Source organism: Sphingobium sp. CFD-2 (assembly GCF_024611135.1).
GTDB lineage: Bacteria > Pseudomonadota > Alphaproteobacteria > Sphingomonadales > Sphingomonadaceae > Sphingobium > Sphingobium fuliginis.
In genome coordinates this window covers 2282803-2302706 of the sequence record NZ_CP084405.1, presented here as the reverse complement: position 1 = coordinate 2302706, position 19904 = coordinate 2282803, and the positions used below count along the sequence as shown (strand labels likewise).

The window sequence follows — 19904 nt, the reverse complement described above, 5'->3', positions numbered from 1 at the left end:
CAGGCCGCCCCCTCTTACCGATGCGCCGCTCCTGCCATTGAACGGGGCGGATGGAAGGACATGATGGCCCGCGAACCGACCAGCGCAACCCGGAATTTCGCTCATCCCATAGCAGGAGAGGAGCCGACGCCCGGCGACACCGCCATCCACAATTACACGATCAATTTCGGACCGCAGCATCCGTCGGCCCATGGCGTGCTTCGACTGGTGCTGGAACTGGATGGGGAAGTGGTGGAGCGGGTCGACCCGCATCTCGGCCTGCTGCATCGCGGCACGGAAAAGCTGATAGAATATAAGACCTATTTGCAGGCGCTCCCCTATTTCGATCGCCTCGACTATGTATCTCCCCTTTGTCAGGAGCATAGCTTCGTTCTGGCGATAGAGAAGCTGCTCAATCTGGAAGTTCCCATGCGCGGCCAATATCTGCGGGTATTGTTCGCGGAAATGACGCGGATCAAGAATCATTTGCTCTCCGTGGGCGCACATATCATGGATGTCGGGGCGATGACCCCCAATCTCTGGCTGCTTGAGCTTCGGGAACAGCTCATGGGCTTTTACGAGCGGGCATCGGGCGCGCGGATGCATGCGGCCTGGTTCCGGCCGGGCGGGGTGCGCGTGGACGTGCCGGAAAAGCTGCTCGACGACATAGGGGCATGGCTGGACCATTATTCCACCATGTTCGAAGATGCCGTCGGCCTTGCCATCGACAACCCGATCTTCAAGGCGCGCAATGTCGACATCAGCGCGGTTTCAAAGGAGGATGCGCTGCGCTGGGGCTTTTCAGGGCCGATGCTGCGCGCCTGCGGCGTACCGTGGGACTTGCGCCGGAGCCAGCCCTATGACGTCTATGACCGGATGGATTTCGACATACCGGTGGGCAGCCGGGGCGATTGCTACGACCGGCTGCTGGTGCGCGTGGAGGAGGTGCGGCAATCCGCCCGCATCATGCGCCAGTGCCTGAACGTCATGCCCGGCGGACGCGTGTCGAGCGACAACAACAAGGTGGTGCCGCCGCGACGGGCCGAGATGAAGCGGTCGATGGAAGCGCTCATCCATCATTTCAAACTCTACAGCGAGGGTTTCCACGTTCCGGCCGGGGAAGTCTATGTCGCGACCGAAAGCCCCAAGGGAGAATTCGGCGTCTATCTGGTCGCCGACGGCACGGACGCCCCCTATCGCTGCAAGATCAGGCCGACCGGGTTCAGCCATCTTCAGGCGATGGATTTCCTGACGCGCGGCCATATGCTGGCCGATGTGACGGCGATATTGGGATCGCTGGACATCGTGTTCGGAGAGATCGACCGCTAGAGCCAATCGACATTCAGCCCTGACGGCCTGCAAATGACGCTTTTCCGTGCTTCCGGTGCTCACCTACTTTGAGTAGGCTGCGCTCCGGGTCACGGAAAACCACCATTTTCGGCTCGTCATCATCTGAATGTCGATTGGCTCTAGGCGGGAACCGGCCGGTTCAGCCGCGCAGTTCGCCCTCTTCCGACAGGGCGGCGATGACGCGGGCGGCCTTGGCCACGCCCTCCGCCCTGCACTGTTCGCGCGCCTCCGACGCGATGCTCTGCGCGTCCTGGGTGGTGATCAGGCCCTTTTCCACCAACCTGCCGACCAGCGCGGCCACCCATTGGACGCCGGCGGTGGCGATGTCTCCGTCGGTCAGGGCTTCATCCTCGATCGTCATGGTGTCTCTCTCCTCTTCAGCTCATGTGCGTCGTCGTCAGAACCGACGGATAGACCAGGATGACGGAGGCGGCCGCCAATATGAGGATCGCCGCCGCGAGCGCGCCGCCCCGGCTCAACCGGCCCCTGTGCAGACCGTAGAGCACGACGCCCAGAAGCGCGGCCGCCACGAGGACGATGATCGCCGTCAAACCTGTCACCGACATGGCCGTCTCCGATCGCGATGTGTCGCGCTCCATCGTCAGGATGGCGGCGCACGGGATGGGGGAAAGCCTCTATACGCGGCCCGTCGGCAGGGGGTTCCCGGGTCGGCGGATGGCCGCGCCGCAAAAGGGGAAAAGCGCGCCCGCGCTAACATAGGGTTATCGCACGGACGCTGCCCTTCGGCCTGCCGGGCGTTGTCGCCGCAGCAGCCCCGCAGAAGGAGAACCTCATGCTCTGTCCCAGCATGCCCCGCCCCATATCGACCGCCCTGATCCTGATGGCGTCCTCCGCCCTGCTTTGCGCCTGCAGCCCCGCCGCGCAGAATGAGAATGGCAGGGTGCCCGGCGGAACGAACCAGCAGGAGGCGATCAATGCCGCTGGCGACATGGGTGGCGCGAACGCCATGCCCGGCATCGGCGCTCCGGGCGCGGCCGGCAATGGAACGCAGCCATGACCGGCGGCCGTTCGTTCCGGCCGGGACTGCCCGCCTGCCTCGCCATGCTGGCCCTTTCCGCCTGCAACCAGACCGATGGCGCGTCCGAACGGGGACCGGCCAATGGCAGCGCCACGGTGGCCAAGCATTATGAAGGGCCGAAGCCCGAGGGCGTCTCCCGCCCTGACGAGGCGGTGACCACCACCTTCTACATTCCGCAGGCCGCGATCGGCGACATGTATGAGATAGAGGCGGGCAAGATCGCCATGGTGCGTGCCCGCGCGCCCGAGGTGAAGGCCTTTGCGCGGAAGATGGTCTCCGACCACCAGAAGAGCAGCGAGCGGCTCAGGCGCTTCGTTGCGGACAATCCGGTCAACATCGCCATCCCGCAGAATATCGATGCGCGCCGCCGGGCGATGCTGGGGGCCCTCAACGGTTCGGGCGACCGGGAATTCGACAGCGTCTATGTCGGCCAGCAGGCGGCGGCGCATCTGGAGGCCTTCAACCTGCAGAGCAGCTATGCCCGGCGGGGCGATTATCCCGCGTTGAAGAAGATGGCCGGGGAGATGGTCCCGGTGATCGCGGCGCATCGCAGGGAGGCGGAGGCGCTGGACGCCAGCTTCGGTCCGACCGCCAGGCCGGTTCCGGCCGGGCAATGACCTGCGGAAATGCCCGGATGGCACGGCCGGAATGCCGAGGGCAATCGCCTGTTTCTACCGGCGCGAACTGGATTCCGACCGGCGCCGCTGTACCCCCGGCGCCGGAAACGCAAAAGCATTCATTTGCAGGCCGTCAGGGCTGAATGTCGGTTGGCTCTAGCGGTCGCCCTTTCCGCTGGCCGTTTTCCCGTCTTCCTTCTTCTTGCCGGAACTGGCGCTGCCGCTGCCGCGCGCGTTATTGCCGCCGCCGCGGCCCGTGCCGGTGCTTCCATGAGCGCCATCGCCGCCCTTCTTTGTGACCGCGCCCGGATTTCCGCCTGCACCTTTTTGCGCCATTCCTGCCTCCTGATATGATCGAAGGATCAACGGAGCGGCGCTTGCGGCGTTCCGGACGCCGGCCCCTTTCATGCGCTGGCGCTAACCCAGATGAACGACTTCGGGAAAGACCGTCTGGGGCTTATCGCGCCCGCCTAGCAGGCCGTCCGCCGAAGGGGCATGGTCATGCAATGGATGCCGCCTCCACAGGCGGCGAATTGCGACACGTCCAGCGCGACGCCTTGAAATCCCGCCGCGCTGATCCGGGCGGCGACGTCGTCATGCCCTGCGCCCATCAGGATCGTCCGGCTGTCGATGGAGAGGATATTGCAGCCCAGGCCACGCGCCTCCTTGTAGGAAACGGGCAGCAGCGTGATGCCGCGCGCCTCGACGGCTGCGAGGAAGGCATCGTCGAGAACGTCGACGCAGGCCAGTGCATGATGGGCGTCGAGCATGCAGAATTGCGTGTCTAAATGGAGGAAATGCGGATCGAAGGGGTAGCGGAGAATGTCCCAGCCATTGGCGGCAAAGGGCTCCGCAAAGGCATGGGCGCCCGCCTCGTCCGTCCGCTCGCCGGATATGCCCAGGATCAGCAGCCCGCGCCGCGCCAGGCAGATGTCGCCGCCCTCGATCCTGCCTTCGCGGATGCGCCGGACGGGGCGGGCGCCCAGGCGGGACAAGGCCTGCGCCACATGGTCCGCTTCCCGCGCGCGGTGCGGCATGGCGGGATTCAACGCGACAAGGCCCCAGGGCGTCGCCACGCCCGTATCGCGGGTGAAGCAGAGGTCCGGCAGATCGGCATGCGCCGGCAAAAGATGGCACCGCACCTGATGATCGGCCAATGCCCCGCGCAGGGCGCGATGTTGCCGTTCGGCCTTGTCGACCGAAACCGCCAGTCCCTTGCGCAGGCTTTCGCGCGTCACCGAACAGCAGGGAACCGGCTCCAGATGGGAAGGCGCGCAAAGCAGCACGTCGGTCAGCCTGTCGCTTTCCCATTCCACGAAAAAATCGCGGATGATGGTGGCGCCTGCTCCGCCGTCTTCGCCGTGCCAGTCCAGTTTCATGCCTGCGCTCCGTGCCGCCTTGCTTCCTTCGCGTTCAACGCATCCGCCTTGCGACTGTATCCCGGCAATCTTCCCGCGACTGTCGAAGCATTGCGCCGCTCCTGCCCGGAAAATCGACGGCTTACGGGCACTATCATAAGTTAATGTCGGCGGTTCGGTTCGCACCTATTCTTTGCAATGGGGGCCATATTGTCGCAGGCGCAAAATAATGGATCGAATTTTCACCAACATCGCCACCAGCAGTGCACGCCTCATGGGACAGCCCCAGGCCTTCATCATATCCACCTTGCTGATCCTCCTCTGGGCTGTGTCAGGGCCCTTTCTCCATTTCTCCGATACCTGGCAGTTGATCGTGAACACCGCCACGACGGTGCTGACCTTCCTCGCCGTCTTCCTGATCCAGAACAGCCAGAACCGCGACGGCGCGGCCATGCAGGCGAAACTGGACGAGATCATCCGGGCCCTGGACAGGGCGCGCGTGGAATTTGTCGGCATCGAACATCTGACGGATGCGCAGATCGCCGCCATCCGCGACGCGCTGGAACGCGACATCAAGGACAAATCGGGCCGCGAAGGGTCGGCCGCCCCCACGGTCGAACGCTTGCTCAAGCGGTATTGAGCGCCGCTATTGGCTGAGACGGCTCAGCCTGAACCGGATCTCTATCGTCAGGCCGGCATCCTTCCACAACCGGACGAGGGTGCCGCCCGTTCCCCTGAGCGACGCCTGCTCCAGCGCCGTTCCGAAGCCTTCGCGATCCGGCGCCCGGTCCAGGGTGGGGCCGCCGCATTCCACCCACTGGATGAGCGCATCGTCATCCTGGATGCTGACGGTGACGTCCAACCGGCCGTCCGGCGTCGAGAGCGCGCCATATTTGGCGGCATTGGTCGCCAATTCGTGCAGCAGCAGCGCAACCGACGTCAACGCGCCACCGCCGATGGTCAGGTCCGTGCCCTTCACGAATATGCGCTTGCGCTCATCCGCCAGTTCATGGGGGGCGACGATGGCCTCCAGCAGCGAGAACAGGGTCGTGGCGGTTCCCGCCGTCCCCTCATTGTCCACATCGGGCAAGGTAAGCTGGTGCGCGGCGGCGAGCGCCATCAGCCGCGCCGTCAGATCGCGCGTCAGTTCCCCGACATCCTTCGCTCCGCGCGCACTCAGCGCCACCAGCCCGGTGGCCAGCGCGAAGAGGTTCTTGACGCGGTGGCGCATCTCCTTGAGCAGCAGGGTCTGTTGCGCGGCTGCGCGTTTCTGCGCCGTGATGTCGCGCGCGATCTTGGATGCCCCCAATATCTGCCCAGCCGCGTTGCGGACGGGGGAAACCGTCAGCGATATTGCGATGAGCGTGCCGTCCTTGCGCCGGCGAACCGTCTCGAAATGATCGATCCGCTCTCCCGCCCTCAGGCGCGCGAGGATATGATCTTCCTCATGCAGGCGGTCTTCGGGAATGACGATCGTCACCGGCCTGCCGATCGCTTCCTCGGCGGAATAGCCGAACAGGCGGCTGGCGCCCCCGTTCCATGTCGTGATGATGCCGTCCAGCGTCTTGCTCAGAATGGCGTCGTCGGAATTTTCAACGATGGCGGCCAGCCAGGCGCCGGCATCGATCTCTGATTTTCCGTCCGAACCGCCTGCCGCCCTGGCTGTAGCTGGTATATCCGACAATCCTGCTTCCTTGCGTGCCCCCATTCAGGGGCGATGGCGTTGACTGGCCGCTTATAATGGCGCCCGGCCTCCATGCACTAAAGCAGGTTAAGCTCTCCGCCCTGGAGTGCCTGTGATGCGGGTGAGGCGGGTGGCCTTCAGCCTGTGAAATGGCCGTGCGGCTTTGCGTGGCCATGGGTTCGGAGGTAGCGATCGTCCAGTTCCGCGATCAGCGCATCCGCCTTCTCCCCGCCTTGCAGTTTCAGCAGCGCGTCGATCTTGGCCTCCATCCGATCATCATTCTCCTTCGACGCGGGGGAGCCGACATAGAGGAAATAGGCAAGGCCGACGACCTGCCAGATCAGTTGCAGAAATTCCGATTGCCAGTTCTCGAAAGTGTCGCGGCCCATTTCCACGGCATATTGCGCGAATTCGGCGGCCTGCCCATGTTGTCGCGCGTCGTCCACATAGGCGAGCCATCCGAACGCCCAGTGACCGACGATGGAAACCAGGAAGAATATCGCCGTGATCCATCCATAGGCATATCGTTTCATGAAGGCCGCTTCCCTGCATCATCTTCCACGTGGAAGATGAAACGCCCGGCAAGGGATTGGGATCACTAACATAAGTTGGCCTTTGCGCCTTTTGTCTCATGCGGTCGGGCCGGAAGGAATCCGGGGGGCGGGAGAGATGCTAACCCAGGTCATCGCCATGCGCGTTTCGGGGCGGCATTCCGGAACAGCCTGCCACGCCGAAGCGATATGGGTCGTCTTCCCGAGCCGGAGAGCGCCGTCATGCCCCACCCCGCCGATCCGCCCGCCGCGCCGCCGGTCACGTCCACCCCCCGCTTCACCGGGCGATCCGCCCTGATCACCGGGGCGGGACGCGGCATCGGGCGGGCCTTCGCCGTGGCGCTGGCGCGGGAAGGGTGCAGGCTGGTGATCTGCGACATTTGCGAGGGCTTGCCCGAAGGCACGCCCTATCCCCGGACATCCCGCGCCGACCTGACGGAGACCCAGCGCATCTGCGAAACGCTGGGTGCGGAGGTGGTCTGGAAGGTCGGCGATGCAGGCGATCCGGCCTTGGCGCGCGAACTGGTGGCGCTGGCCGAGCGGCACTTCGGCGGGCTGGATTTCCTGATCGCCAATGCCGCCCTGACGATCGAGGGCGAGATCGTCGACCTTACCCCGGAGATATTCGAGACGGTGGTCCGCAACAATCTGCTGGGGGTGTTCAACATCCTCTCGCCTGCGCTGCGCAGCATGCGCCAAGCCGGGCGCGGGCGCGTGATCGTCGTCGCTTCGGGCGATGCGCGCCATGCCGAGCCCAACGCCGCCCCCTATGTGGCGTCCAAATGGGGGCTGATCGGCCTTGCCAAGGTCGCCGCGCTGGAGGTGGCGAAGGCCGGCATCACCGTGAACGCGATCCTGCCGGGGCCTGTCGACACGCCGATGATGTCCAGCGAGCAACGCTTCCGTCAGGTGGTCCCCGACAAGGAAAATCCGACGCGCGACGATTATCTGGAGGCGCGCAGGGATGCGACGCCGATGGGCTATGCCTGGGTCAAGCCGGAGGACATTGCGGCCGGCGCGCTTTTCCTGCTGAGCGACGAGGCGCGCTTCGTCAGCGGCGGAACATTGAGCATCGACGCGGCCGACAGCGCCAACTGGACCTGATGCGCAGCGGCGAGCCCATCGTAGGATGGCCCGGCCCTGACGGCGTGCCGCCGCAGGTGGAGGCGGCGGCGGAAAGGCCCGCTTCGCCCTGGCGGCCGATCGGGATGATCCTGTGCGCGGTGTTCCTGTTTTCCATTTCGGACGTCTTTGCCAAGGGGCTGGGCAAGACGCTTCCCGGATTTCAGGTCGCCTGGCTGCGCTATCTGCTTTTCTTCATGCTTGCCGCCATGCTGGCCGTGCGGGCGGGCAGCGTGCCGTGGCGCAGTCGCCAACCGGGGTTGCAATCGCTGCGCGCCTTGTGCCTGTTGCTTTCCGCCAGCCTCTTCCTGCTGGGCCTGGGGCGGTTGCCGGTCGCGGAGGCGACGGCCATATCTTTCGCGACGCCCGCCTTCGTGACGATGCTGTCCGTCCCCCTGCTGGGCGAGGTCGTGCGGCGAAGGCGCTGGACCGCCATGTTGCTGGGTCTGGCCGGCGTGCTGATCGTCGTCCGGCCGGGGGCGGGCGCCTTCGCGCCCTCCGCCCTCCTGCCATTGGGTTCCGCGCTATGCGGCGCGCTGGGCATCGTCGTGACACGCCGGATCGGGGACCGTGATCCGCTGTCGATCACATTGTTCTGGTCGTCGGGTCTGGGACTGCTGGTCCTGACTTCGGGCAGCCCCTTGTGGTTCACGGCCATGGACCGGGGGGAGGTGGCGGCCGCGGCGCTGATGGGCCTGCTCTATGCCGCCGCGCAATTGCTGCTGATCCTGGCCTACCGGCGGTGCGAGGCGTCGTTCCTGGCGCCCTTCTCCTATGCGCAGGTGCTGTTCGCCACGCTGGTCGGCTATCTGGCCTTCGGCGCCCTGCCGGACGGCGTTTCGCTGCTGGGCATTGCCCTGGTGGCGGCGGGCGGAGCCTATACGCTGCGGCGGGAAGGATTTCTCGGCCGGTTGCGGCTGCGGGGCGGGCGCCTGCTGCGGCGGCCGGGCTATGCCGGCAGGATCTGAGCGCGATCCTTGCCCTGTTCCGCGATCAGCCGCATCGGCCTTCCCCGCACCCAGAGGCGATCGACGGCGATGGAGGACCAGCCAGATGGCAGCGTCACGGGGCGGTGGGGCCATGCCTCCGGACTGTCGCCGCTGATGCGGAGGCCGGGCAGTCCCAACAGCATCGTCATCAGCATGCCGCCGATATTGGCGAGGAAGGGGCCGGCGGGCACGGCCGAGTCCGGATGGTCGACGCGATATTCCAGGCATTGGTGGAACCGTCCCGCATCATAGGCGGCATAGCCCTCCTCGAACAGGTCGAGCGCCAGCTTCCGGTCGCCCGCCATGGCCGCCCAGGCGGGATAGAAGGCGGCCAGCATGGGCGATCCCACATAATCGCGCCAGCGGGACAGGAAGAAGTCCAGCGTCGCCTGCCGCTCCCTTTCGCCTGCGGGATAGTCCATCGGGAACAGGCCCGCCAGCGGACTGGGCGTGGCGCCCTTGTCCTCGTCGATGCGGAAGTCTTCATGCGCGGGGATGACCCCGTCGCTCCGGCGCGGCAGGTAGAGCGCGTCCAGCATGTCCTGCCAGGCCGCCGGGATGTCGGCGCCGATGCCGGCGCCGATCCGGATCGCGCGCTTCAGCAGGTCGGCGGCCGTCATCAGGGTGAAGCTGTCATTGTCCGGCGGATCCGGCACTTCGGCGGGGCCGGTGGCGCAGGGCAGCTCTGCGCCGCGCTGGGTGCGTCGCAGCCTCCCGGTCAGCCAGTCGGCAACGCCGGCGATGATCGGCCAACCCCGGTCCCGCAGGTAGCGCAGATCGCCCGTGCAATCGGCGTCCAGGGAAAAGGCGCGGGCGACGTGGAGGGACAGGTGGGCGGCGAAGGCTGCTGCCGGGCCATCGTCCGGAGCGGCCTCCTCCCCGCTCAGGGGCGCGGCCTGCCACGGGAAGCGCATGCCCGGCTTCCCATCCAGCCGGGCATAGCGCCGGGCAGCCTCGACATGGCGCGCCCGGAAGTCGATCAGGCTGCGGGCGGCGCCAGGTTGCAGGAGCAGAAGGGGAGGCACGCAAAAGGCGTCGATGTCCCACATCACATGGCCGTAATAATAATGATAGCCCGGCCAATGGGCGAGGCCGAACATGGATGTCGCGGCGGGTGAAGAGCGGTGGGCCGAGGCGTTGAGATAGTAGAAGCCGGCGTCGATCAGTTGCTGATGCCGGGGTTCCGCGCCTTGCGCAACGATGCGGCCCTTCCAGATTTCCGCCCAGCTTTCCCGATTGAGGGCGCGCAGACGCGCCAGCCCGCGCCGCGCGCCTAGGCTGGCGCGTCTGACCGCCTCCTCCCTTGGCCGGTGATGCACGATGGAGGGGATGAGGGCGGCGATCTGATGCAGTTCCACCGGCTGGCCGGCCCTCAGGTCGACGCGATATTCGGCGACCAGAGGGCCGGAGCCGAATTTCGGCGCGATCATGCTGTCGTCCGTCAGCGAGCAGCGGCTGTGGAAGGCAATGCCGCAATGGCTGAGATCGCCCTCGGGCACCCAGAGCAGCGACCCTTCGCCCCCGCCGGCGGAGGGGCCGCCGGTGCGCCTTTCGGCCATGCGTCCCTGCGCCGGGCGGGAATCGACCAGCGTGCGCAGCCGGATCGAGCAGGCCTGCCCGGCGGTGATGCGGCTTTCCTGCAGGACCAGCGAGCAGTCGCTGCGGCTGGCGAAAGTCGTGACCTCCACGGTCAGCGCCACGTCCCCGATGCGGAAGAGAAACTGGCTGAACAGTTCCCCTGTGCCGAAGTCATAGCTCTGCAGAAGGTCTTCGGCGGCCCAGGGCTGGTCCGACAGCCATGCCTCCCCAATCGCGATGTCGGCGGCGAGCGGATAGGGAATGGGCACCGCCGCTTCGATCCCCTTGTCCGGATCGGGACCGACGACGCCGTTCAGGATCGCGGAACCCGCCAGCAGGGGGATTTCCCGCACCCGAAGGCCGATCATGCCGTTGCCGACATAGGCCGGCAGGTCGCTGCCGCGGGCGCCGCGACAGGGCGGCGGATTGAGGGGGGCGGAGGTCATCTCCCCGCCCCGGTCATCGCACCTGTCGCGTGGGCACCGGCGGCGCATGGTGAAACGCCATGTCGTCCGGCTCTATGGTGGTGGGGGACCCTTGGTCGTCGGCAGGCGGATCGGGGGGTATGCGCGGCTTGCCGGGAGACAGCGGCAACATCTTCCCGGTCTTTCGGTCCAGCGCGCGCGCCACGATGATGTCCGCCACCGTGGCGCCCATGACGAAGGCCATCGGCCCCCAGAGCGGGCGGCGCCGGCTGGCCAGGGCGAGCGCCGCAAGATCGAGGGCATCGCCCGCCACGCGGTTCCAGACCCGCGTGGAATGCGCCGGCGCCGCAAGGATGCCTGCGCCGGCCAGCAGCTCGCGCGCTCCGAACAGCCTTATCGTCGCACGGGCGGCGGCATGGTCCTGTCCCAGCCGCCTCGCAATGGCGCGTGGTCGTGCGACTTCCGCCAGTCCCAGACCGATGGAGAAAAGACCGAGTCCAAGGCTCCAGCTCTTCGGTGTCATGTGCAGACGGCCTCCTCGGCGGAAGAACGGCGGCTCTCGCGGGCAGGTTCCCCGATGCCGGGGCAAGCCATATAATTCATGTTAGGGCGGTCGCCTTATATTCCGGTGCAATCCTGTTCCCATCCGGAAGAGAAATATATCGGCATCGAAGATCAGGCCCAGACCTTGGCGGAGGATGCGACAGTCGGCATCCGCATCATCCAAGTGGAACACAGTCGCCACATGATTCGTTCTCGTGGCCTCAAGAAACGAATACAGGAGAGTATATGCGTGAGATCAGCTTTTCCATGCGTGCTTTCGCTGCTGCATCGGCCCTGTTCCTGGCAAGCACGCCCGCGCTGGCGGGCGATGAAGAACGCGCGCTTGCGGCGATTGCGCAGGCCCAGGGGAAAATCGACGCTGCGGGCAAGTTGAAGGCCGGCGACTTCGATCCGGCGGTGTTGGCGAAGGCCCAGGCGTCCCTGCGTCTGGCGCAGGAGCATCTCAAGAGCGGCAAGGAACAGGCCGCCATCCGGACGGCGGTGGAAGCGCAGCAATTTGCGGACACCGCAATCGGTGAAAGCCGCCTGCGCGCCGATGCCGACGCCCAGGTGCATGCATCGACGGCCGTGGCCGCGCAACAGGATGCCGCGGCGGCCAATGCGCGCGCCGAAGCCGCCGAGCGCGCAGCGGCTTCCGCGGCAGCAGACGCCCGCGCCGCCCGCGCCGCCGCAGCGGTGCCCGCGCCCGCGACCACCACGGTCACCACGGAAACCGTGAAGACCACCCCCACTGCGACGCGCAAGGCCGCTCCGGTCAAGCGCAAGGTGGTGCAGCGCACGACGAGCCCGGCCCGCGCTTCCGTGGTGGAGAAGACGACCACGACCGTCACCCAGCGCTGACGGCAGACGCCGGACCCCGGACATGGCGGCTTCTTGAGCGGAGCCGCCATGTTTCATGCACGGGAATGGATCGCGTCGGAACAATCGCAGGCGGCGCGACTTATCCAGCCTGACTTAGCGACAGCGAGGCCGATCATGTTGTGGACCATCCTTATCATCCTCCTCGTCCTCTGGGCATTGGGCGCATTCATCGTGCCGGTGGGCGGGGGACTGATCCACCTGCTGCTGGTATTGGCGTTGGTCGTCCTCGTCTATCAGCTTGTGGCGGGCCGACGGGTTCCCTGATCGTTTCACCAGGATGATTGTCGGCACCCGTCCGGCAGTCATCATGGTCGTTTCCTGCAGAGTTGATCCGGATCAGTAAGATTTTCAGGAACGCTCGCCTGTCCCGGGATTTTTAGCCATGATGAATGAGAGGTTTTATCGTGGCGACACAATGGGAATATCACGGGTCACAATTTCTGCAGCAGCCGTTTCAGGAGGAGCTTACCTACTGGAATCGTGAACGGCTTTCGCCAGCATTTCCTTCGGACATGACCGCGGAGAGATTCGACCGCGATCGGCGGATGCTTCGTCTGGAGCATGGCTTTATCGAGGAGCTGCGGGCGGAAGTTCGCGAGGAAGCGGCGCAGGCGCCGACCGACCCGGACGGGTTCATCGCCTGGTTCGAAGGACTGAAGGAAAGCGGACCCGGCCAGAAGGACGCGCTTTTCCCCTGGCTGGCGCAGGAGGCGAGCCGGGACGAGATTCGATGGTTCCTTTCGCAGGAAGCGGCGGGGGAAGCGGGTTTCGACGATCTGGTCGCCCTGACTCAGGTGAAGCTGCCGCCGCGCGCCAAGCTGGAACTGGCGCGCAACTATTGGGACGAGATGGGCCGCGGCAATGCCAAGGGCATGCACGGCCCGATGCTGGGCCAGCTGGTCGACATACTTCACCTCGACATCGGGGTCGAGAGCACGGTCTGGCAGAGCCTGGCCCTCGCCAATGCGATGACGGCGATGGCGACGTCGCGCTGTTATGCCTGGCACAGCGTCGGCGCGCTGGGCGTGATCGAACTGACCGCCCCCGGCCGTTCCGCCCATACTGCCCAGGGCCTGCGCCGCATCGGGCTCAGCGGCAGCGAAAGGCGCTATTTCGATCTGCATGCCGTGCTGGACGTCAAGCACAGCCGCGACTGGAACGATGAAGCCATAGTGCCGCTCGTCGCCGAAGACCCACGGCGGGCGACGGCGATGGCGGAAGGCGCGCTGATCCGCCTTCAATGCGGGGAGCGCTGTTTCGAGCGCTATCGCGCGCATTTCGGATTGGGATGAGGCGCCATGGCGGCAAATCCCAAAATTTTGCTGGTGGAGGACGATCCGGCGATAGCGGGCATCATCGCGGACCTGCTGGAAGACGCGGATTATGAGGTGGACGGTCCATATGCCAGCCTGGCGGACGGCATGGCGGCGGTCGCGGCGGACTTCCCGGCGGGCGCGGTGCTCGACGTGCGGGTGAGGGATGGGGATGTCGGTCTGCTCGCCGACGATCTGGACCGATATGACATCCCTTATCTGTTCTGCACCGGCGCCTTTGCGCATCCTGCCGTCAACGCTCATCCCGGCGCTCCGCTCGTGCCCAAATGGGCCTTGTCCCGCCAGTTGATCGATGCCCTGCGCCGGATCGTGCATTAGAATGAGGATGGCCCGCCATGAGCGCATCGGATGGGAAGGGCGATACGGCGGAAACCCTGTCGCCTATCATTCCCGAAGATATTGAGAATGCCGCCGCCACCTTGCTGAAGGACTGTTGTTCCGCCGAACTGACGCTGGCGACGGCGGAAAGCTGCACGGGCGGGCTGCTGGCGTCGCTGCTGACCGATGTGGAGGGCGCGAGCCATGCCTTCGAACGCGGCTTCGTCGTCTATAGCGAGGATGCCAAATGCGAATTGCTGGGCATCCGCAGCGAGCGGATCGCGGCCTGCGGTGCGGTCAGCCGGGAGGTCGCCATGGCGATGGCCGATGGCGCGATCGAACGGTCCCATGCGGACATCGCGCTTGCCATAACCGGCTATGCCGGTGCGGCCCCGCCCGGGGAAGAAGCGGGCCTGGTCCATTTCGCCTGCGCCGCACTAGGCGGGCCGACCGAGCATCGGGAAGAGCATTTCGGGGACATAGGGCGAGGACCCGTGCGGATCAGGTCCATCCGGGTCGCGCTCGAGATGATGAGGCATGCCCTTGAGCGAGGTTGAAAGGTTCGCGTCGATCCATAGCCACGGCCTTGTCCGTGTCGCGGCGGCGACGCCCAAGGGCAGCGTTGGCGATGTCGGAGCCAATGCACAGGCGATCCGGGCGCTTGCGCGGCAGGCGGCGGGCGGCGCGGCCGACCTCCTGCTGTTTCCCGAGCTATGCCTGTCATCCTATGCGATCGACGACCTGCACCTGCAGGAAGCGCTGCTCGACAGGGTGGAACGGGAGGCGGCGGCGCTGATCGAGGCGAGCGCCGGCTGGCCGGTGTTGCTGATCGGTGCGCCGCTTCGGCGCGGCGGGCGGCTCTACAATTGCGCGCTGGTCATTGCGGACGGGCGGCTGCTGGGAGTGGTGCCGAAAAGCTATCTGCCCAACTACCGCGAATATTATGAAAAGCGCTGGTTCGCGTCCGGAGCCGGTCTTTCCGGGCTGGAAATCGACGTCGGCGGCCATGTCGCGCCGTTCGGCACGGACCTGCTGTTCGCGGCGGACAGCTATCCCGACTTCATCTTCCATGTCGAGATCTGCGAGGATTTCTGGGCGCCGCTGCCGCCCTCCACCATGGGGGCGATGGCGGGCGCGCTGATCCTGTGCAATCTTTCGGCCTCCAACATCACCATCGGCAAGGCGCGCGACCGGCATCTGCTATCCGCCTCCCAGTCGGTGCGCTGTCAGGCGGCCTATGCCTATTCGGCGGCGGGCACGGGCGAGAGCACCACGGACATGGCCTGGGACGGGCAGGCCATGGTGCATGAGCTGGGCGAACTGCTGGCGGAATCGGAGCGGTTCGGGGATGCGGCGGAACTGCTCTACGCGGATGTCGATGTGCAGAGGCTGCGGCTGGAGCGGATGCGCAACGGCACCTTCAACGACAATGCGGCCGCGGCCGGGCATCCGGAAACCCGCTTCCGTACCGTGCGTTTTCCCTTTCTGCGCGGCGGCAAGGATGTCGGCCTGCACCGGTCGCCCCGGCGCTTTCCCTTCGTCCCCGCCGATCCGGGGCAGCTTGCGGCGGATTGCTACGAGGCTTTCAATATCCAGGTCGAGGGGCTGGTCACGCGCTTTCGGGCGACCGCGGGCCGGCATTTCGTCATCGGCGTGTCGGGCGGCCTCGATTCCACCCATGCCCTGATCGTCGCCGCCAAGGCCTGCGACCGGCTGGGCCTGCCGCGCTCGGCCATATTGGGCTACACCATGCCGGGCTTCGCCACGGGCGAGTTGACCAAGGGCCATGCCTGGGCGCTGATGAACGCATTGGGGGTGAAGGGGGAGGAGATCGACATCCGCCCCGCCGCCCGCCAGATGCTGGGCGACATGGGGCATCCCTTCGCGCGGGGGGAGCCGGTCTATGACGTGACCTTCGAAAATGTGCAGGCGGGGCTGCGCACCGACTATCTGTTCCGGCTGGCCAACAGGCATGGCGGCTTCGTCGTGGGGACGGGCGACCTCAGCGAACTGGCGCTGGGCTGGTGCACCTATGGCGTAGGCGACCAGATGAGCCATTATGCGGTCAACAGCGCCATTCCCAAGACATTGATCCAGTTCCTGATCCGCTGGTGCATCGCGACCGGCCAGTTCGATGCGGCGACTGCGCGGATATTGGACGCGATATTGCATACCGAAATCTCGCCCGAACTGGTGCCGGCGGGGGAGGACGGCGCCTTGCAGAGCACGGAGGATCGGGTCGGCCCCTATGCGCTCAACGATTTCTTCCTGCATCATATCGTGCGCCTGGGCCTGCCGCCGTCGAAAGTGGCCTTTCTGGCATGGCACGCCTGGCGCGACGCCGGAAGCGGCGCATGGCCGACGGATTATCCGGAGAGCGCCAAACGCGCCTATGATCTGCCGACGATCCGGCACTGGCTGGAAAATTTCCTCTACCGCTTCTTCACGATCAGCCAGTTCAAGCGGTCCGCGCTGCCCAATGGCCCGAAAATCTCCTCCGGCGGCGCGCTGTCGCCCAGAGGCGACTGGCGGGCGCCGTCGGACGGGACCGCGACGGTGTGGCTCGATGAATTGGCGCGTGGTCTGGATGGCGACGACAAAGGGGGCTGACCTCCGCCGAAGTCGTCGTGGGGATCACGCGGCCTGACACCGGAACAATGTTTCGAACACGGATTTTATCACCCATGCCGATATTCCACATTCACCTGTTCAACGACGACAATGTGATCGACGAAGCCGGCCAGCAATTTGCTGACGTGGCGGAGGCGCGGGCCGAAGCGATCCGCAGCGGGCGCGAAATCATCGCGGAACATGTCATCCACGGCCGGCCTGTCAATCTCGATCATCATCTGGTCTTGCAGGACGATCAGGGCCGAAAGCTGGAAACGATCTATTTTCGCGATGTCGTGACGTTCGGTGGCTGACCTGCGGCGATTCTGCAGGCCGCCCCCCTCGCGCATCATCGCCCTGCGGCGGTTGCGCCCTCTTGTGGGGAGCGTCGGCTGATGCCGCATCCCGCCCTGCAATATTTCCTGAACCGGCTTCTGATCCGTTCCCCGCTGACGGAGGAGGAACGGCAGGCGATCCTGTCCATGCGCTTCCATTTGGCGCAGGTGTCGCCCAATGTCGACATCGTCCCTCCCGGTCATCTGGTGACCTATTCCTGCCTGGTGGCGGAAGGCCTTGCGGGGCGGTTCGGGCAGTTGCCCAACGGCATGCGGCAGATCACGGCGATGTATATTCCCGGCGACATGTGCGACCTGCATTCCGCCATGCTGCCGCGCGTGGAATGGGCGGTTCAGGCCCTTTCCGCGCCGCTGACCTACCTGAAGATCCCGCATGAGGAACTGCTGCGGGTCTCGCGCGCCCATCCCCGCGTGGCGGAGGCCTTCTGGCGCGACTGCGTGGTCGACGCTTCGATCATCGCCCAATGGGTGGTCAGCCTTGGCAGGCGGGATGCGGCGGCGCGCACCGCGCATCTGCTGTGCGAAATGGCGTTGCGGCTGGAATGCGCGGGCCAGGGTTCGCGCACGGCCTTCGAATTCAAGGCGACGCAGGCGCATATTGCCGACGCGCTCGGCATCACGCCGGTGCACATGAACCGCGTCGTTCGCTGGCTGAGGCAGCAGGGTGTCCTGTCCTGGACCGGGCGGACCATCCGCGTGCTGGACTGGGACGGCCTCGTCCGCATCGCGAGCTTCGACAGCGGCTATCTGGAAATGCGTCGGGAATAGGCTCATAGCAGCCAGCTCGCCGCCAGCGACAGGGCGCAGAGGAAGGTGACGCCGGTCGTCGTCCAGCCCAGCAGGTTGGTCCAGCGGCCGTTGGTGCGCGCGCCGACCACGGCCGGGCGGTTGGTGAGCAGCATCATGAGCAGCAGCAGCGGCGGCACGGAAAAGCCCTGGACGATGCCCGACCAGACCAGCGCCTTCATCGGGTTGAAGCCCAGGAAGTTCATCGCCACCGCCAGCGCCGTCACCGCCGCGATGATGGCATAGAACAGCCTGTTGTCCTGCGGCGCGTCATGCAGGCTGCCCGCGCGGCCCAGCCCCTGCACCACGTCATAGGCCGCGCCCGTGGTCATCACCGGCACCGCCAGGAAGCCCACCCCGACCACGCCGGCGGCGAACAGGAATTTCGCGGCCTGACCGGCGATGGGTTCCAGCGCGGCGGCGGCGTCGGCGGCGGTCTCGATCTCCGTCCGTCCGGCGGCGTGCAGGGTGATCCCGGTCGCGAGCAGGATGAAATAGAGGATGAGGTTGGAAAAGATCATGCCGGTCAGCACGTCGCGGCTCGTCCGCTTCATCTCCGACGCGGTCGCGCCCTTGCGCTGCCAGAGCCGGCGGCGGCCCAGGGCGATCTGCTCCTCCACCTCCTGATTGGATTGCCAGGTATAGATATAGGCGGAAAGCGAGGTGCCTATGCAGGCGACGATCAGCGACAGCGATTGCGCATCGATCCTGAGCGCGGGGATGAAGGTGGCTCGCAGCACCGCGATGGGATCGGGGCGGGCCATGACCGCCGCCGCCACATAGGCGAAGAGGATGAGCGCCAGCCAGCGGAACACGCGCCGGATGAGCATGTAGGAACCGAAATATTGCAGGGCGAAGATGATCGCCGCCGCGCCCACCACGATCAGCGGCACCGGGATCGGCACCAGCAGGTTGAGCGCCGCGCCGATGCCGCCCAGGTCCGCCGCCGCCTCTATGATGTTGCCGGCGAAGGCGAGCGTCACCAGCGGCAGCAGCAGCCAGCGCGGGAACTGATCGCGGATGCAGGCGAACAGGCCCTTGCCATAGACCTGCCCGATCTTCGCGGACAGATAGACGACGACATACATCATCGGCAGCAGGACCGGCGCGATCCACAGGAAGGCAAGGCCGTAGCGCGCGCCCGCGCTGGCATAGGTGCCGATCGCGGAAGGATCGTCGTCGGCGGCGCCGGTCACGATGCCGGCGGCGAGCATCTTCATGACGCCCCGGCGCGGCCTGTCCACCGGCCTGAGGGTTTTCAGCGGTTCACGGGATTGGGCAGTCAATTTCCACCTCGAACGGGCAAAGCCGTGGTTCAACACGGCAGGCACGGCGGGAGGTGCATGGCCGTTAACCCATGATAGCGGGCCGGTTTCCACGACGCGCCGATGCCGGAATTTCGATCACATAGGTTAGCGGATCGTCCGGGTCGCGCCGGCGGTCCGGAACGCGCTCCACCGGGCGGGAATTGGGGACGGCATGGCGGATCACATGGCAGATTGGGCGGCTGCGATGCGCGCGGGGGACCATGCCGCCGCCTGGGCGATTTCGGAACGGGAACTCCAGCGGCGCGATCCCGCCCGCCGGGACGATCCGACGCTGCCCTATCATCAGCGCTGGGTATGGGACGGGCGGCCTTATGAAGGCAGGCACTGTCTGGTGCGCTGCTATCATGGCCTGGGCGACAGCATCCAGTTCGCGCGCTTCCTGCCGATGCTGGCGGCGCGCACGGCCTCGCTGACGGTGGAGATGCAGCCGCGGCTGATCGACCTCATCGCCGGACCGGGCGGCGGCATCCGCTTCGTCCCCTTTATCGACGCCCATCCGCTGCCGCAGTCGGAATGCGATCTGGAGATCACGGAACTGGACTTCGCGCTTCGGCTGACGCCCGCCGATGCGGCGATGCCCTATCTCGCGGCGGAAAGCGGCGTGCTGCCGCATGGTTGCGTCGGGCTTTGCCATGGCGCGGGACCGTGGGACCCTGCGCGGTCCATTCCGCCGCACCTGCTGGCGCCGATCTGCGCCATGGCGCCCTGCATCAGCCTGATGCCGGAGGCGACGATGCTGCCCGTGCTCAATCCGGACGGCTGCCCCTTCGACATGAAGGCGACGGCGGCCCTGGTCGGCGCGACGGATCTGGTCATCACCGTCGACACGATGATCGCCCATCTGGCCGGCGCCATGGGCAAGCCGACCTGGCTGTTGCTGAAGTCCGATCCCGACTGGCGCTGGCCGGTCGGCGCGCGCGGCACGCCCTGGTATCCGTCGATGCGGATCTATGCCCAGCCCAGCGCCGGCGACTGGGAAACGCCATTGGCCGAACTGGCGCGCGACCTTGCCGCCTGTCCGGCGCTCGCAGCGGAAAGGTAGCTGAACATGGGAT

At 66.1% G+C, this 19904-nt stretch carries 24 protein-coding genes; 15 read left to right on the top strand and 9 right to left on the bottom strand.

The genetic code is table 11. The annotated features are described in order from the left end of the window. Positions 1 to 63: 63 nt before the first annotated feature. Entirely contained in the window at positions 64 to 1308 is a 1245-nt protein-coding gene (locus LDB29_RS11320) for an NADH-quinone oxidoreductase subunit D (RefSeq protein WP_099185968.1), read from the top strand. 160 nt (positions 1309 to 1468) lie between these two features. On the opposite strand, the gene LDB29_RS11315 is transcribed toward LDB29_RS11320, so the two are convergent. After that, positions 1469 to 1690 carry a hypothetical protein gene (locus LDB29_RS11315; protein ID WP_025550130.1) on the bottom strand — a complete coding sequence of 74 codons (222 nt, stop codon included), beginning with the start codon at positions 1688 to 1690 and terminating at the stop codon, positions 1469 to 1471. Between the two features lie 16 nt (positions 1691 to 1706). Next, positions 1707 to 1895: a hypothetical protein gene (locus LDB29_RS11310; protein ID WP_025550129.1), complete on the bottom strand. Its 189-nt coding sequence runs from the start codon at positions 1893 to 1895 to the stop codon at positions 1707 to 1709. 227 nt (positions 1896 to 2122) lie between these two features. On the opposite strand from LDB29_RS11310, the gene LDB29_RS11305 reads away from it, so the two are divergent. Both LDB29_RS11305 and LDB29_RS11300 read left to right on the top strand, forming a co-directional pair. Next, positions 2123 to 2347, top strand: a complete 225-nt coding sequence (locus LDB29_RS11305) for a hypothetical protein (RefSeq protein WP_025550128.1) — start codon at positions 2123 to 2125, stop codon at positions 2345 to 2347. After that, on the top strand, positions 2344 to 2985 hold the full coding sequence (locus tag LDB29_RS11300) for a DUF4142 domain-containing protein (RefSeq protein ID WP_025550127.1): 642 nt from the start codon (positions 2344 to 2346) through the stop codon (positions 2983 to 2985). Before LDB29_RS11305 ends, LDB29_RS11300 begins: the two co-directional genes overlap by 4 nt. A 156-nt stretch (positions 2986 to 3141) precedes the next feature. On the opposite strand, the gene LDB29_RS11295 is transcribed toward LDB29_RS11300, so the two are convergent. Together LDB29_RS11295 and LDB29_RS11290 are read right to left on the bottom strand one after the other, a co-directional pair. Further along, the gene (locus LDB29_RS11295; RefSeq protein ID WP_025550126.1) at positions 3142 to 3321 is read right to left on the bottom strand and encodes a hypothetical protein; all 180 of its coding nucleotides are present in this window, start codon (positions 3319 to 3321) and stop codon (positions 3142 to 3144) included. 134 nt (positions 3322 to 3455) lie between these two features. Beyond that, positions 3456 to 4364, bottom strand: a complete 909-nt coding sequence (locus LDB29_RS11290; RefSeq protein WP_257554204.1) for a dimethylarginine dimethylaminohydrolase family protein — start codon at positions 4362 to 4364, stop codon at positions 3456 to 3458. 208 nt (positions 4365 to 4572) lie between these two features. Here LDB29_RS11290 and LDB29_RS11285 point away from each other — a divergent pair, with 208 nt between their 5' ends. Next, on the top strand, positions 4573 to 4983 hold the full coding sequence (locus LDB29_RS11285) for a low affinity iron permease family protein (RefSeq protein ID WP_025550123.1): 411 nt from the start codon (positions 4573 to 4575) through the stop codon (positions 4981 to 4983). Positions 4984 to 4989: 6 nt separating this feature from the next. Here the strand turns inward: LDB29_RS11285 and LDB29_RS11280 are convergent, their stop codons facing one another. Continuing rightward, on the bottom strand, positions 4990 to 6027 hold the full coding sequence (locus LDB29_RS11280) for a PAS domain S-box protein (RefSeq protein WP_025550122.1): 1038 nt from the start codon (positions 6025 to 6027) through the stop codon (positions 4990 to 4992). Between the two features lie 137 nt (positions 6028 to 6164). After that, entirely contained in the window at positions 6165 to 6560 is a 396-nt protein-coding gene (locus LDB29_RS11275; protein WP_025550121.1) for a DUF6766 family protein, read from the bottom strand. Positions 6561 to 6767: 207 nt separating this feature from the next. On the opposite strand from LDB29_RS11275, the gene LDB29_RS11270 reads away from it, so the two are divergent. Together LDB29_RS11270 and LDB29_RS11265 are read left to right on the top strand one after the other, a co-directional pair. Beyond that, on the top strand, positions 6768 to 7682 hold the full coding sequence (locus tag LDB29_RS11270) for an SDR family oxidoreductase (RefSeq protein ID WP_052816734.1): 915 nt from the start codon (positions 6768 to 6770) through the stop codon (positions 7680 to 7682). After that, complete coding sequence (locus LDB29_RS11265) at positions 7682 to 8668, top strand: DMT family transporter (RefSeq protein ID WP_025550119.1); 987 nt, start codon at positions 7682 to 7684, stop codon at positions 8666 to 8668. The genes LDB29_RS11270 and LDB29_RS11265 overlap by 1 nt, the downstream gene beginning before the upstream one ends. Here LDB29_RS11265 and LDB29_RS11260 read toward each other — a convergent pair. Next, entirely contained in the window at positions 8650 to 10713 is a 2064-nt protein-coding gene (locus LDB29_RS11260; RefSeq protein WP_099185647.1) for a glycoside hydrolase family 65 protein, read from the bottom strand. The two genes, LDB29_RS11265 and LDB29_RS11260, sit on opposite strands and share 19 nt — an antisense overlap. Positions 10714 to 10726: 13 nt before the next feature. Next, a complete protein-coding gene (locus LDB29_RS11255) occupies positions 10727 to 11215 on the bottom strand; it encodes a hypothetical protein (RefSeq protein ID WP_025550114.1) in 489 nt (162 codons plus the stop codon). A 266-nt stretch (positions 11216 to 11481) separates the two neighbouring features. Here LDB29_RS11255 and LDB29_RS11250 point away from each other — a divergent pair, with 266 nt between their 5' ends. The 8 genes from LDB29_RS11250 (at position 11482) to LDB29_RS11215 (ending at position 17503) form a co-directional block, all read left to right on the top strand. Beyond that, on the top strand, positions 11482 to 12096 hold the full coding sequence (locus LDB29_RS11250; RefSeq protein WP_044662678.1) for a hypothetical protein: 615 nt from the start codon (positions 11482 to 11484) through the stop codon (positions 12094 to 12096). A gap of 135 nt (positions 12097 to 12231) precedes the next feature. Next, positions 12232 to 12381: a lmo0937 family membrane protein gene (locus tag LDB29_RS11245; protein WP_128830790.1), complete on the top strand. Its 150-nt coding sequence runs from the start codon at positions 12232 to 12234 to the stop codon at positions 12379 to 12381. Between the two features lie 125 nt (positions 12382 to 12506). Continuing rightward, complete coding sequence (locus LDB29_RS11240; protein ID WP_044662676.1) at positions 12507 to 13409, top strand: iron-containing redox enzyme family protein; 903 nt, start codon at positions 12507 to 12509, stop codon at positions 13407 to 13409. 6 nt (positions 13410 to 13415) lie between these two features. Further along, positions 13416 to 13769 carry a response regulator gene (locus LDB29_RS11235; protein ID WP_025550112.1) on the top strand — a complete coding sequence of 118 codons (354 nt, stop codon included), beginning with the start codon at positions 13416 to 13418 and terminating at the stop codon, positions 13767 to 13769. Positions 13770 to 13786: 17 nt separating this feature from the next. Next, entirely contained in the window at positions 13787 to 14326 is a 540-nt protein-coding gene (locus LDB29_RS11230; RefSeq protein WP_025550111.1) for a CinA family protein, read from the top strand. After that, positions 14313 to 16379 carry an NAD(+) synthase gene (locus LDB29_RS11225; protein WP_099185648.1) on the top strand — a complete coding sequence of 689 codons (2067 nt, stop codon included), beginning with the start codon at positions 14313 to 14315 and terminating at the stop codon, positions 16377 to 16379. Before LDB29_RS11230 ends, LDB29_RS11225 begins: the two co-directional genes overlap by 14 nt. A gap of 74 nt (positions 16380 to 16453) precedes the next feature. Continuing rightward, the gene (locus tag LDB29_RS11220; RefSeq protein ID WP_025550110.1) at positions 16454 to 16693 is read left to right on the top strand and encodes a hypothetical protein; all 240 of its coding nucleotides are present in this window, start codon (positions 16454 to 16456) and stop codon (positions 16691 to 16693) included. A gap of 81 nt (positions 16694 to 16774) precedes the next feature. Beyond that, positions 16775 to 17503 carry a Crp/Fnr family transcriptional regulator gene (locus tag LDB29_RS11215; RefSeq protein ID WP_048576829.1) on the top strand — a complete coding sequence of 243 codons (729 nt, stop codon included), beginning with the start codon at positions 16775 to 16777 and terminating at the stop codon, positions 17501 to 17503. Positions 17504 to 17505: 2 nt separating this feature from the next. Here LDB29_RS11215 and LDB29_RS11210 read toward each other — a convergent pair whose 3' ends face one another. Beyond that, entirely contained in the window at positions 17506 to 18807 is a 1302-nt protein-coding gene (locus tag LDB29_RS11210; RefSeq protein WP_257554200.1) for an NRAMP family divalent metal transporter, read from the bottom strand. A 205-nt stretch (positions 18808 to 19012) separates the two neighbouring features. Between LDB29_RS11210 and LDB29_RS11205 the strand changes: the two genes are divergently transcribed. After that, positions 19013 to 19891: a glycosyltransferase family 9 protein gene (locus LDB29_RS11205; protein ID WP_226869856.1), complete on the top strand. Its 879-nt coding sequence runs from the start codon at positions 19013 to 19015 to the stop codon at positions 19889 to 19891. The last annotated feature ends 13 nt before the right edge of the window (positions 19892 to 19904 follow it).

Coding starts and splice junctions, on each gene's coding strand:
- LDB29_RS11320 (WP_099185968.1), top strand. CDS start 64: ATGGCCCGCGAACCGACCAGCGCAACCCGGAATTTCGCTCATCCCATA.
- LDB29_RS11315 (WP_025550130.1), bottom strand. CDS start 1,690: ATGACGATCGAGGATGAAGCCCTGACCGACGGAGACATCGCCACCGCC.
- LDB29_RS11310 (WP_025550129.1), bottom strand. CDS start 1,895: ATGTCGGTGACAGGTTTGACGGCGATCATCGTCCTCGTGGCGGCCGCG.
- LDB29_RS11305 (WP_025550128.1), top strand. CDS start 2,123: ATGCTCTGTCCCAGCATGCCCCGCCCCATATCGACCGCCCTGATCCTG.
- LDB29_RS11300 (WP_025550127.1), top strand. CDS start 2,344: ATGACCGGCGGCCGTTCGTTCCGGCCGGGACTGCCCGCCTGCCTCGCC.
- LDB29_RS11295 (WP_025550126.1), bottom strand. CDS start 3,321: ATGGCGCAAAAAGGTGCAGGCGGAAATCCGGGCGCGGTCACAAAGAAG.
- LDB29_RS11290 (WP_257554204.1), bottom strand. CDS start 4,364: ATGAAACTGGACTGGCACGGCGAAGACGGCGGAGCAGGCGCCACCATC.
- LDB29_RS11285 (WP_025550123.1), top strand. CDS start 4,573: ATGGATCGAATTTTCACCAACATCGCCACCAGCAGTGCACGCCTCATG.
- LDB29_RS11275 (WP_025550121.1), bottom strand. CDS start 6,560: ATGAAACGATATGCCTATGGATGGATCACGGCGATATTCTTCCTGGTT.
- LDB29_RS11270 (WP_052816734.1), top strand. CDS start 6,768: ATGGGTCGTCTTCCCGAGCCGGAGAGCGCCGTCATGCCCCACCCCGCC.
- LDB29_RS11265 (WP_025550119.1), top strand. CDS start 7,682: ATGCGCAGCGGCGAGCCCATCGTAGGATGGCCCGGCCCTGACGGCGTG.
- LDB29_RS11260 (WP_099185647.1), bottom strand. CDS start 10,713: ATGACCTCCGCCCCCCTCAATCCGCCGCCCTGTCGCGGCGCCCGCGGC.
- LDB29_RS11255 (WP_025550114.1), bottom strand. CDS start 11,215: ATGACACCGAAGAGCTGGAGCCTTGGACTCGGTCTTTTCTCCATCGGT.
- LDB29_RS11250 (WP_044662678.1), top strand. CDS start 11,482: ATGCGTGAGATCAGCTTTTCCATGCGTGCTTTCGCTGCTGCATCGGCC.
- LDB29_RS11245 (WP_128830790.1), top strand. CDS start 12,232: ATGTTGTGGACCATCCTTATCATCCTCCTCGTCCTCTGGGCATTGGGC.
- LDB29_RS11240 (WP_044662676.1), top strand. CDS start 12,507: ATGAGAGGTTTTATCGTGGCGACACAATGGGAATATCACGGGTCACAA.
- LDB29_RS11235 (WP_025550112.1), top strand. CDS start 13,416: ATGGCGGCAAATCCCAAAATTTTGCTGGTGGAGGACGATCCGGCGATA.
- LDB29_RS11230 (WP_025550111.1), top strand. CDS start 13,787: ATGAGCGCATCGGATGGGAAGGGCGATACGGCGGAAACCCTGTCGCCT.
- LDB29_RS11220 (WP_025550110.1), top strand. CDS start 16,454: ATGCCGATATTCCACATTCACCTGTTCAACGACGACAATGTGATCGAC.
- LDB29_RS11215 (WP_048576829.1), top strand. CDS start 16,775: ATGCCGCATCCCGCCCTGCAATATTTCCTGAACCGGCTTCTGATCCGT.
- LDB29_RS11205 (WP_226869856.1), top strand. CDS start 19,013: ATGGCAGATTGGGCGGCTGCGATGCGCGCGGGGGACCATGCCGCCGCC.